The organism is Candidatus Eisenbacteria bacterium (assembly GCA_016867495.1).
Classification (GTDB): Bacteria; Eisenbacteria; RBG-16-71-46; order CAIMUX01; family VGJL01; genus VGJL01.
In genome coordinates this window covers 1-10926 of sequence record VGJL01000080.1, presented here as the reverse complement: position 1 = coordinate 10926, position 10926 = coordinate 1, and the positions used below count along the sequence as shown (strand labels likewise).

At 67.1% G+C, this 10926-nt stretch carries 11 protein-coding genes; all 11 read left to right on the top strand.

All coding sequences use genetic code 11. From position 1 onward, the window contains the following. Positions 1–845, top strand: an 845-nt coding sequence (locus tag FJY88_08550) for a hypothetical protein (GenBank protein MBM3287382.1), incomplete at its 5' end; no start/stop codon positions are given. Between the two features lie 4 nt (positions 846–849). After that, positions 850–2127, top strand: a complete 1278-nt coding sequence (locus FJY88_08545; GenBank protein ID MBM3287381.1) for an NADH-quinone oxidoreductase subunit H — start codon at positions 850–852, stop codon at positions 2125–2127. 3 nt (positions 2128–2130) lie between these two features. After that, positions 2131–2733, top strand: coding sequence for an NADH-quinone oxidoreductase subunit I (locus FJY88_08540; protein ID MBM3287380.1), 603 nt, complete (start codon positions 2131–2133; stop codon positions 2731–2733). A 6-nt stretch (positions 2734–2739) separates the two neighbouring features. Next, the gene (locus tag FJY88_08535) at positions 2740–3234 is read left to right on the top strand and encodes an NADH-quinone oxidoreductase subunit J (GenBank protein MBM3287379.1); all 495 of its coding nucleotides are present in this window, start codon (positions 2740–2742) and stop codon (positions 3232–3234) included. A gap of 55 nt (positions 3235–3289) precedes the next feature. Next, the gene (gene nuoK / locus FJY88_08530) at positions 3290–3544 is read left to right on the top strand and encodes an NADH-quinone oxidoreductase subunit NuoK (GenBank protein ID MBM3287378.1); all 255 of its coding nucleotides are present in this window, start codon (positions 3290–3292) and stop codon (positions 3542–3544) included. Positions 3545–3590: 46 nt separating this feature from the next. Continuing rightward, on the top strand, positions 3591–5558 hold the full coding sequence (gene nuoL, locus FJY88_08525) for an NADH-quinone oxidoreductase subunit L (GenBank protein MBM3287377.1): 1968 nt from the start codon (positions 3591–3593) through the stop codon (positions 5556–5558). A gap of 31 nt (positions 5559–5589) precedes the next feature. Next, positions 5590–7206 carry an NADH-quinone oxidoreductase subunit M gene (locus FJY88_08520; protein MBM3287376.1) on the top strand — a complete coding sequence of 539 codons (1617 nt, stop codon included), beginning with the start codon at positions 5590–5592 and terminating at the stop codon, positions 7204–7206. Next, the gene (locus tag FJY88_08515) at positions 7203–8687 is read left to right on the top strand and encodes an NADH-quinone oxidoreductase subunit N (GenBank protein MBM3287375.1); all 1485 of its coding nucleotides are present in this window, start codon (positions 7203–7205) and stop codon (positions 8685–8687) included. The genes FJY88_08520 and FJY88_08515 overlap by 4 nt, the downstream gene beginning before the upstream one ends. 45 nt (positions 8688–8732) lie before the next feature. Next, entirely contained in the window at positions 8733–9482 is a 750-nt protein-coding gene (locus tag FJY88_08510; protein ID MBM3287374.1) for an HAD family hydrolase, read from the top strand. Then, positions 9274–9957 (top strand): cupin domain-containing protein, encoded by a 684-nt coding sequence (locus tag FJY88_08505; protein ID MBM3287373.1) that lies wholly within the window; start codon positions 9274–9276, stop codon positions 9955–9957. Before FJY88_08510 ends, FJY88_08505 begins: the two co-directional genes overlap by 209 nt. Before the next feature lie 97 nt (positions 9958–10054). After that, positions 10055–10926 (top strand): hypothetical protein (locus tag FJY88_08500; protein ID MBM3287372.1); only part of this gene is annotated, 872 nt, incomplete at its 3' end.

The following is a 10926-nucleotide window of genomic DNA, read 5'->3' as shown; positions in this document are numbered from 1 at the left end:
CGCAGCGATACCGGCCCCGCGAGAACCAGGCCGTCAATCGCTGGTGGATGTGCGACGACGGGCGGCTCACCTACAAGGTCCTCAACGAGGGGCGCTGCGAGGCGCCGCTGCGAAGGGGAGAGGAGGTGCCGGGCTCCGATGTCCTGGACGAGATCGCGGCGATCCTGAGAGAGGCCGGCGCGGGGGAAGGGGCTCTGGCCGTCCTCTCTCCCGAGATGTCGAACGAGTCGCTCTATGCCGCGAAGAGCTTCTTCGAGAGATTCCTCCCTCTCGGCAAGGTGGTCGCCGGAAGCCTCGAGCCTCCCGGGCCCGAGGACGACCTGCTCCGCCGCTCCGATCCCTACCCCAACCGGAGGGGATGCGAGGCGCTCGGGCTCTGGGTCGATGATCTCAAACCCGTCCTCGCGCGCGGCGGAAAGCTGGCCATCTTCGTCCAGAGCGATCTGATCGACCATGACCCCTCTGTCCGCGCGATGGCGCTCGGGTTCGAGAAGCGGATAGCGCTCGCCACCAATCTCTCGGAGACGACGGCGGTCGCGGATCTCGTCTATCCGGTGACCCCGCACTCGGAGTGCGACGGGACCTTCACGAACTTCGCCGGGAGGGTCCAGCGGTTCAGGAGAGGGATGACGCCGCGGGGCGACGCGCTCCCCGTCATGGAGATCCTCCGCAGGGTGGGCGCCTCGTCCGGGCACGACTTCGGCTGGGTGAACCTGAACGCCATCTGGAAGGAGATGGCCCGGACCGTGCCTGGACTCGCGGGCTTGAGCCCCGCGGCAATCGGCGACCAGGGGATCGAGATGGGCCCCGCGGGCGGCCTCAACGCCCCGGGCGAAGGCGCGTAGAGCGATGCCCGCCTTTCTCGCCCATGCCGGGACGGCGATCCTGATCTGGATCTTCGAGCTGTCGATGATCCCCGTCCTCGTCTGGTTCGAGCGGAAGGCCTCGGCCTACATGCAGGACCGCACGGGTCCGAATCGCGCGGCCGTGCTGGGGATAAGGATGGGCGGCCTGATCCACACGATCGCGGACGTGATCAAGCTCGTTTTCAAGGAGGACGCGACCCCGTCCCAAGTGAGCCGGTTCTACTACACGCTGGCCCCCATGATGGCGATGTCGGTCGCGCTCCTGACCTTCGCGGTCATTCCGGTCGCGGACGATCTCGCCGTCGGAGGGCAGATCCTCCACTGGCAGGTCCTCAAGATCGACGCGGGGCTCCTCTGGATCTTCGCGGTCGGATCGCTTGGGGTCCTCGCGGTGATCCTCGCGGGATGGGGCTCGAACAACCGCTACGCCCTGCTCGGGGGAATGCGCTCCTCCGCCCAGATGGTGAGCTATGAGCTGGCGCTCGGCCTCTCGGCGGTGGGGATCCTGATGGTCTTCGGCACGCTCGATCTGAACCGCATCGTCCAGGGGCAGGGGAATCTCCTTTTCGGCTTCCTCCCGATGTGGGGCGTGGTCGTCCAGCCCCTTGCGGCGGTCCTCTTCATGATCGCCACCCTCGCCGAGTGCAACCGCACCCCCTTCGATCTTCCGGAAGGGGAGAGCGAGATCATCGGGTTCCATGTGGAGTACTCGAGCCTCAAGTTCGCCCTCTTCTTCATGGCCGAGTACGTGAACATCGTCGTGGCCGCGGGGATCACGGCGACTCTCTTCTTCGGAGGTTGGCAGATCCCGTGGCTTCCGACGGCGTCGCTCGAGGCGCACGCGAGGACCGTCCTGCTCGTCTCGCTCGGCGGGGCGGCGGTCCTCTTCCTCCTTCTCGCGGGAGCGAGCCTCCGGTGGTCGCGGCGCCTGAAGCGGCTCTACGCCGACGCGCGCCGCCGGGAGGGGGACGTGTGGGCCGGCCTCCTCCTCGGCCTCGCCGCGCTGTGCCTCCTCGGGGGGATTCTGGCCCTCTCGTTCCCATCCCAGGGGATCGCGCCGGGCGTCTTCGCGCGCGTGGCGCAGCTCGGGGTCTTCCTCGCGAAGGTCGTGGTCCTGTCTTTCCTCTTCATCTGGATCCGCTGGACGCTGCCCCGGTTCCGCTACGACCAGCTGATGAACCTCGGGTGGAAGAGCCTGCTGCCGCTGTCCCTGCTGAACATCGTGGCCACAGCCGCTGTCCTGCGGTGGCTCGGGAGGTAGGCGATGAAGGTCCCGAGCCCCCGGCTGCGCTGGTACGAGAGGCTCTACCTCTATGAGGTGGCGCGCGGCATGAAGGTCACGATGGGCCACCTGCTCAGAAACCTGTTCCGGCAGAGCGAAATGCCGACCATCCAATGGCCGGAGGAGCCGAAGCCCCTCCCGGTCCGGTTGAAGGGGAGGCACCGGCTGACGCTCAGGGACGACGGGTCACCGAAGTGCGTCGCCTGCTACATGTGCCAGACCGCGTGCCCTGCGCGCTGCATCCACATCGTGGCGGAGGAGTCGCCCGAGCCGACGATCGAGAAGCGGCCGAAGGTCTTCGACATCGACATGCTCAGATGCGTATTCTGCGGCTATTGCGTCGAGGCCTGCCCGGAGGACGCCATCCGGATGGACACCGGAGAGATGGCGATCGTGAGCGACAAGAGGGAGGACTTCATCTTCCGCATCGACTTCCTCCTCCGGGGGAAGGGGGAGGAGTGGAAGGAGCAGGGCGTCGCGGAGAGTCCGCGAAGGGGAGGCCTCGCGGAACCCCCGGACGATCAATCGGAGCAGGACCTGGACGGCGGGCGCGCGGGGAAGCCGCCCGTGCCGTCGCAATGGTGAGGTGAGATGGGCGCCGTGATGTTCTGGTCCCTGGCATTGATCAGCGTCGCAGCGGCCGGGGTGGCGATCACGCGACGCAACCCGCTGGCGAGCGCCCTCGCCCTCGCGGTCTGCCTCATCGCGGTCGCCGGGCTCTTCGCCATGCTGAGCGCCCATCTCCTCTTCATCCTGCAGATTCTCGTCTACGCGGGCGCGGTCGTGGTGCTCATCGTCTTCGTGATCATGCTCCTCAATCTCGGGGATGCCGATCTGCGGACGATGGGGGTCCAGTGGGGTCGGTTCGCGATCGCGGGCGCCGTCTGCCTCCTCGGATGCGTCGCGACCTTGAGGGCGACCCGGGGGATTCCTGGGCTGTGGCGGCCCGAGCCGCCTGGATTCGGGACGGCCGGCGCCGTCGGCGAAGCGCTCTTTGGCCGCCACCTGATCTCATTCGAGCTGATCGGTCTGATCCTCTTGGTCGGGATCCTCGGCGCCGTCGTCCTGGCGAAGAAAGGGGAATGAGGTGCCCGCCGTCTCGCTTGGCCATTTCGTCGCGCTCTCGATCGTTCTGTTCTTCATGGGAGCCGTGGGGGTCCTGTCGCGCAAGAACGCTCTGATCGTCCTGATGTCGATCGAGTTGATGCTGAACGCGGCGAACCTGGCCATCGCCGCCTTCGCCCGCTACTGGCTGCAGGCCGACGGGCAGGTGATCGTCTTCTTCGTGATCGCGATCGCGGCGGTGGAGGCCGCGATCGGGCTCGCCATCCTCGTCGAGATCTTCCGTCTCCGCAGGAGCGTCGATCTCGAGGCGATGAGCTCGATGAGGGAGTAGGGGAGATGCGGGAACGCCGGGAAGGACTGGGCAGGAGGGACTGCGCATGACCTACGGGGCGCTGGCGCTCATCCCGCTCTTTCCGCTCCTGGGAGCTCTCGTCAACGGGGCGATCTCGCTCGCGACGAGCCACCGAGAGAAAGCCGCCGGCAGGCGATGGGTGAGCCTGATCGGCCCGCTGGCGCCGACTCTCTCCTTCCTGGTCACGCTGTCCGCGTTCCTGAAGCTGCGCCTCCTTCCGGAGGAAGGGCGCGAACTGACCCAGACGCTCTTCTCCTGGATCGCGGCGGGCAGGCTGGATGTCGACCTGGGGTTCCTGTTCGACCCGCTCTCGGCGGCGATGCTCCTCTTCGTGACCGGCGTGGGGGCGCTGATCCACTTCTACTCGATCGGCTACATGGGCCGCGACCGGGGCTACGCGCGCTACTTCGCCTATCTGAACCTCTTCACCTTCTCGATGATCCTGCTGGTCCTCGGCGATGGGCTGCTGCCCCTCTTCGTCGGCTGGGAAGGGGTCGGGCTCTGCTCCTATCTGCTGATCGGCTTCTGGCACACCGACGAGGAGAAGGCGATCGCCGGAAACAAGGCCTTCATCGTGAATCGGATTGGCGACTTCGGATTCCTTCTCGGGATCTTCGTCCTCTTCTGGGCGCTCTCCGGCGGCGGCGCGAGCGGGTTGAGCTACCGCGAGATCGCTGCCGGCTCGCACCATCTCCCGGCCGGCGTCGTCACCGCGGCCTGCCTCCTGCTCTTCATCGGAGCCGCCGGCAAGTCGGCGCAGCTTCCCCTCTATGTCTGGCTCCCCGACGCCATGGCCGGACCCACGCCCGTCTCGGCGCTGATCCACGCGGCGACCATGGTCACATCCGGCATCTACATGGTCAGCCGCCTGTCATTCCTCTACGCGGAGTCGGCCTTGGCCCTCACGGTCGTCGCCGTCGTCGGGGGCCTCACGGCCCTCTTCGCCGCCACGATCGGCATGGCGCAGTTCGACATCAAGAAGGTCCTCGCCTATAGCACCGTCAGTCAGCTCGGCTACATGTTCCTCGCGTGCGGTGTGGGAGCCTTCAGCGCCGGGATGTTCCACGTGGTGACTCACGCCTTCTTCAAGGCGTGCCTCTTCCTCGGAGCGGGAAGCGTCATCCATGCCCTCTCGGGGGAGCAGGATATCCGCAGGATGGGCGGGCTGCTGAAGAGGATCCCGGTGACCGGGTGGACCTTCCTGGTCGCGTGGCTCGCCATCGCGGGAGTCTTCCCCTTCGCGGGGTTCTTCAGCAAGGATGAGATCCTGGCCGCCGCCTTCTTCGCGGAGAACGAGCTTCTCCCCTGGCTCCCCAGGGCGCTCTGGGCCCTCGGCGTCGTGACGGCGGCGTGCACGGCTTTCTACATGACCCGCCTGACCGGCCTTGTCTTTCTCGGCAGGGGGAGGCTCGACCCCGATGCGAGCGCGCACGTCCACGAGTCTCCGCGGTCGATGACAATCCCGCTCATGATCCTCGCGGCGGGATCGCTGCTCGTCGGATTCCTCGGCGTGCCGGAGTTCCTCATCGCGGGGGGCAACCGCTTCCATCACTGGCTCGCCCCCGCGATCGCGGCGCATGGGGGCGGGGAGCGTGCCGCCCACCCGAGCGCGGCGGCCGAATGGGCGGTCATGTTGATCTCCCTGGGGGCGGCGATCGCGGGCATCGTCGCGGGACTCCATCTCTATGTCCGGCGGCCCGATCTCTCGGCGCGGATCGGCGCCGCCCTGGGCGGCCTCTACCGCCTCGTGGCGAACAAGTACTACGTCGACGAGGCCTACAGGGCCGCGATCGTCCGGCCCGTGCAGGCCGGCTCGCGCGTCCTCCTCTGGAGGGCCATCGACGTGAGGGTGATCGACTTGCTGGTCAATCTCGTCGGGATCCTGGGCCGCGGAGCGAGCTACGTCGTGCGATTCGCCCAGACCGGCTACGTGCAGCTCTACGCGGCGGTCTTGCTGATCGGGGTCGTGATCCTGATGTGGGTCCTCTTCTGATGAGGATTGTCGTCTTGATGATGGAGGGGCGATGAACGGCGTGCCGGGCCACCTGAGCTTCCTGCTCTTGCTGCCGCTCCTCGGCGCCGTCCTGATGCTGTTCTTGCCCAAGGACAGGCCGACGGCGGTCCGGTGGATCGCGCTCCTGGCCTCCACGGCCACGCTCGCCGTCTCGCTGGCCCTGCTGGCCGGCTTCAAGACGAGCGCCTCGATGCAGTTCGTCGAGGAGGCCGCCTGGGTCGGCTCTCTGGGGATCGGCTACCGGCTCGGCGTCGACGGGATCTCCCTCTTCCTCGTGATCCTGACCGCCCTGCTGACGCCGATCGTGATCCTCTCGAGCTGGCGCGACATCTCGCAGAGGGTGCGCGCCTTCCACGGGATGATGCTCCTTCTCGAGACGGGCATGATCGGCGCCTTCATCTCGCTCGATCTCTTCCTCTTCTATGTCTTCTGGGAGCTGATGCTGATCCCGATGTATGTCCTGATCGGGGTCTGGGGCGGGCCGCGCAAGATATACGCCGCCGTCAAGTTCGTCCTCTACACGATCGTCGGCTCGTTGCTGATGCTGGTCGCGATCCTGGTCCTCTACCACCTGCACCACGCGCAGACGGGCGTCTATTCCTTCGCCCTGGAGGATCTGCGCCGGACCGCCCTCGCCGCCGGGACCCAGTGGTGGCTCTTCGCCGCCTTCGGGCTCGCCTTCGCCATCAAGGTCCCGGTCTGGCCGCTACACACATGGCTCCCCGACGCGCATGTCGAGGCGCCGACCGCGGGCTCCGTGATCCTCGCGGGCGTGCTTCTGAAGATGGGGACCTACGGATTCCTCAGGCTCGCGATCCCCTTCTTCCCGGACGCAGCCGTGAGGTTCCAGCCCTTCCTCGTCGCGCTCGCGGTCATCGGCATCCTCTACGGCGCGCTCGTCGCGATGGCGCAGACCGACATCAAGAAGCTCGTCGCCTACTCGTCGGTGAGCCATCTCGGGTACGTCATGCTCGGGCTCTTCTCGTTCAACATCGAGGCCTTCTCGGGAGCGCTCTATCAGATGCTCAACCACGGCCTCTCGACCGGCGCCCTCTTCCTCTTGGTCGGCATCCTCTATGAGAGGCGGCACACGAGGATGATCTCGGACTACGGCGGGATCGCGACCAAGGTCCCGCTCTTCACGGCCGCCTTCCTGCTCGTGACCCTCTCGTCGATCGGGCTGCCGGGCCTGAACGGCTTCGTCGGGGAGTTCCTGATCCTGCTGGGCGCCTTCGAGACGCAGAGGACGGCCGCGGTCCTCGCGACCCTCGGCGTCGTCCTCGGGGCCGTCTACATGCTCTGGCTCGCGCAGCGGTTCCTCTTCGGGCCGATGCGCAACCCCGAGAACCGCGCCCTTCGCGACCTGACGCCGCGGGAGGCGCTTGTCCTGGTCCCGATCCTCGTTCTGATCGTCTACATGGGGGTCCAGCCGAGGCCCTTCCTGGATCGGATGGCCCCGGCCCTGCGGGCGGCCCTCGCCCCGGTCGCGGCCGTGAGGGGTCAGGCAGCGGCCCCCGCGCCGCTCCACGGCTTCCTCGGGCGGGAGGACGGCGACGGCCAGTTCGGCGGGAGCGACAGCCTCGGGTGTGAGGCCCGGCTCGGGCGCGAAGGAGGGAGCGGACGATGATGTCTCTCGGTTTCGCCGATCTCCTCGAGCTCGGTCCCTTCCTGCATCTCGCCCTGGGAGGGGTGGCGGTCGTTCTTCTCGACACGATCCTGGGGAGGCGGAGGACGATACCCTGGAGCCTCCCGACCCTCGCCGTCCTGTCGCTGACGTTCGCGGACATCGTGGCCCGTTTCGGCGACGGAGGCGGCCCTGCAGGAGGTCCGCTCTCCTGGTATGCCACGTCGGATCGCTTCTCTCTCTTCCTTGCCGCGCTCGTCTGTCTGAGCGCCGCCTGCTGCGTCCTCCTCTCGGAGCCGTATCTCGAGAGGATGGGGAGGCGCAGGGGCGAGTACCACGCCTTGATTCTCTTCTCCGCGGCCGGCATGGTCCTCTTCTCGTCGACCACGGACCTCATCGCCCTCTTCATCGGCCTGGAGCTTCTCTCGATCCCGGTCTACATCCTCTCGGGATACCTGAGGGGGGACTTGCGCAGCGCCGAGGCCGCGATGAAGTACTTCCTTCTGGGCGCCTTCTCGAGCGCCGTCTTCCTCCTGGGGCTCGCCTTCGTCTACGGCGCGTCCGGGACGACCGACCTGCGCGCGGCGATGCTCGCCGGCGCCTCGACGCCGGCCCTGCTCAAGGCGGGATTCGTCCTCTTGCTGACGGGGTTCCTCTTCAAGATCGGCGCCGTCCCGTTCCACATGTGGATCCCCGATGTCTATGAAGGGGCTCCGACGACCGTCACTGCGTTCATGGCGACGGCGGTCAAGACCGCGGCGATCGGAGCCCTCCTGCGCGTGCTCGCGCTGCGCGGCGGGAGCCCCGGAGGGATCGATGTCGCGGGGATGCTCTGGTGGATCGCCGTGCTCACCATGACGGTCGGCAACCTTGCCGCGCTGACCCAGTCGAGCATGAAGAGGATGCTCGCCTACTCCTCGATCGCGCACGCGGGCTATCTCCTGGTGGGAGCGACGGTCTTCGCCGGCAGCGGCGATCCGCGGGCGCTGAACGGGATCCTCTACTATCTGCTCGCCTACACCTTCATGACGATCGGCGCCTTCGCGGTCGTGATCGCGATGGGGGAGAAGGGGCGCGAGCGCCTGGAGATGGACGACTACGGCGGCCTCGGCTGGCGCCACCCGGCTCTCGGGATCGCCATGAGCGTCTTCATGATCTCCCTCTCCGGGATCCCGCCGACGGCCGGATTCCTGGGGAAGTACGCCGTCTTCAAGAATGCCGTGGAGAACGGACAGACGCCGCTCGTCGTGATCGCGGTCCTGAACAGCGCGGCCTCCGTCTACTACTATCTGAAGGTGATGGTGATGCTCTACATGCGCCCGGAGACGGCCCGCGCCGCCATCCCCCGCAGCCTTCTCGCCGGGGCGGTCGTCGCCGTCTGCGTCTTCATCGTTCTCTGGGCCGGCCTCGCTCCCGATTCCTTGCTGCCGGGCGTCCCCACGCTCCTCTCGTGGGCGGGGGGATCACTCCTGGCCGCGCGCTAGCCTCCCGTGCTCCGCTGGGTATTCCTGGACATCGGGGATGTCCTGATGAACGACGACCCGGCGATGGCGCTGCTCTACCTCGAGCTGCACCGCGCGATGTGCTCATCCGGCTACCGCGTCTCCTTCCCGGAACTGCTCGAAGAGAGGGAGGAACTGATCCGCCGTCACGGCCCGGAGCACTGGCAGATGCTGGGACGCAAGTACCTGGGGGAGCAGGGGCACTGGAGGCTCATGCTCCGGTGCGCCGGGAGGATGCGCGCCGACTACATGGCGAGCCATGCCGTCATGCCCGGTATGGCCGATGCGGTCCGGCTGCTGTCCGAGCGCTACGAGATCGGCGTGGTCGCCAACCAGCTCCGCGAATCGGGCGACGCGCTCGATGGGGTGGGGATGGGCCGGCACATCAAGGTGCGCGCCATCAGCGAGGCGATCGGTCACCGCAAGCCATCGCCCGAGATCTACCTCTGGGCCCTCGAGCGGGCCGGCTGCGACCCCGGGGAGGCCGTGATGGTCGGAGATCGGTTGGACAACGATATCGCCCCGGCTCGCAGGCTCGGGATCTGGACCATCCTGTGCCGGGTCCCTCATGACCGGAGGGGGTACGAGGCCAAGGACGAGACCGAGCGTCTCTACTTCGCCAGCCAGCGCCGGGCGAGCATTTCCAGGCTCGATCCCTCCGGACCCGACCAGACGCCGGACGAGACCGCCGCCAGCGCGGAGGAACTCCTCCTCGCGATCGAGAGGATCGCCCATCGCGCGGCGGCTGCTTCAGGAGAGGCGGAGGGTCGCCGATAGGATGCTCGGGAGAGGAACTCGCCTCGCCCTGTCGGTTACAATCGGAGGACAGGAGGGGAGCGTGTCGCGCATGGGGAATCGAATCCACCCGGGTCGCTACGCGGTGGGATGCTGGCGGAATCTGGAGGCGCTTGAGGCTCAGTCCCATCTCGAGAGGATGGCGATCTCGAGCGATCGGATCACGGTGGTGCGGTGCGTATACCACGAAGGGTCCGATTTTCCGGAGCATTTCCACCCGCAGGAACAGTTGACCATCGTCGAGGAGGGAACCCTCGAAGTCACGGTCGAGGGGGAGAAGATCTCGGTCGGGAAGGGGGAGATGATCACGGTCGCCCCCAACATCCGCCACGCGACCAGCGTGCAGCCCGGTGTCGGCAGGGTGGTCGCCCTGAACATCTTCCTAAGGCTGGCCGACCGCCGAAACGGGGTGGGCAGCGGCGTCGGCGTCTCCACGATCGTGAGCCCGGCCCGCTAGGGCAGTCAGACGCATCTGGAAGCTGCCGCTTGGCTAACCGACCCCGGCCGATCCATACTTGCCTCAAAGAGGCCTCCGGGGTTTCGAGGGCCAAGCCATGCGGCATCTGCTTCTCTTGTTTGGTTGTTTGACCATCCTCTCCGGTTGCGAAAAGAAAACCCCCACGCGAGTCCCTCACGATGAGAACAATCGGCCCGCGGTCTCGCAGGCCTACGTGCGGCCCGAGCGGGTCCTCGCCTCGATCCAGGCCCGAGTCTACTGCCAGGCTTCTGACGAGGATGACCAGTTCATCGGCTATCGCTGGCGGGCGACCGGCGGGGAGTTCCCCTTCGGCACCAAGGCGAGATCGGTCGTCTGGCGCTCCCCCCTCTATCCGGGTCGGGACACGATCTACGTCACGGTGACGGACTATGTCGACAGCGTGACGGCGAGCTTCACCGTCGACATCCTGCCCGTCGGCCCTCCGCAGAGCCTCTCCTTCGTGAACGGCTCGAGCCTCGTCGACCTCGCCTGGGATCTCAGTTCCGATAGCGACGTGGCGGGCTTCACGGGGTACGAGGTCTTCGCCGGGCCTGTCTCGATGGCCGGAATGGACGCGGAGGCGATTCTCCCTTACAAGCTCACGCCGTCGCCGGTCGATCGCCGCAACTTCCGAGTCAGGGGGCTTCCGACCGGGAGCAAGATCTACTGCCATGTCCGCTCGCGCCGGGACTACGCGGGAATCATCGAGCGCTCGGTCGTCGGCCCGGAAATCGAAACGGCCCCTCGGCTGGACGGATTCTCCATCGATCCTGCCTCGGGAGAGACTGCCCCGCTCTACGAAGTTGCGAGCCGCCATGGCGCCTTCGGGCTCCACCTGCCCGGAGGGCAGATCGAGCCGCTCGACCCGGCTATCCGCGATCGGATCGATCTCTATCTGGGCACCGAGGGATCCGACGATCAGAGCGGGGCGCTGCGAATCAAGAGCCC

Coding starts and splice junctions, on each gene's coding strand:
- FJY88_08545 (MBM3287381.1), top strand. CDS start 850: ATGCCCGCCTTTCTCGCCCATGCCGGGACGGCGATCCTGATCTGGATC.
- nuoL (MBM3287377.1), top strand. CDS start 3,591: ATGACCTACGGGGCGCTGGCGCTCATCCCGCTCTTTCCGCTCCTGGGA.
- FJY88_08515 (MBM3287375.1), top strand. CDS start 7,203: ATGATGTCTCTCGGTTTCGCCGATCTCCTCGAGCTCGGTCCCTTCCTG.
- nuoK (MBM3287378.1), top strand. CDS start 3,290: ATGGGAGCCGTGGGGGTCCTGTCGCGCAAGAACGCTCTGATCGTCCTG.
- FJY88_08540 (MBM3287380.1), top strand. CDS start 2,131: ATGAAGGTCCCGAGCCCCCGGCTGCGCTGGTACGAGAGGCTCTACCTC.
- FJY88_08535 (MBM3287379.1), top strand. CDS start 2,740: ATGGGCGCCGTGATGTTCTGGTCCCTGGCATTGATCAGCGTCGCAGCG.
- FJY88_08520 (MBM3287376.1), top strand. CDS start 5,590: ATGAACGGCGTGCCGGGCCACCTGAGCTTCCTGCTCTTGCTGCCGCTC.
- FJY88_08510 (MBM3287374.1), top strand. CDS start 8,733: ATGAACGACGACCCGGCGATGGCGCTGCTCTACCTCGAGCTGCACCGC.
- FJY88_08505 (MBM3287373.1), top strand. CDS start 9,274: ATGACCGGAGGGGGTACGAGGCCAAGGACGAGACCGAGCGTCTCTACT.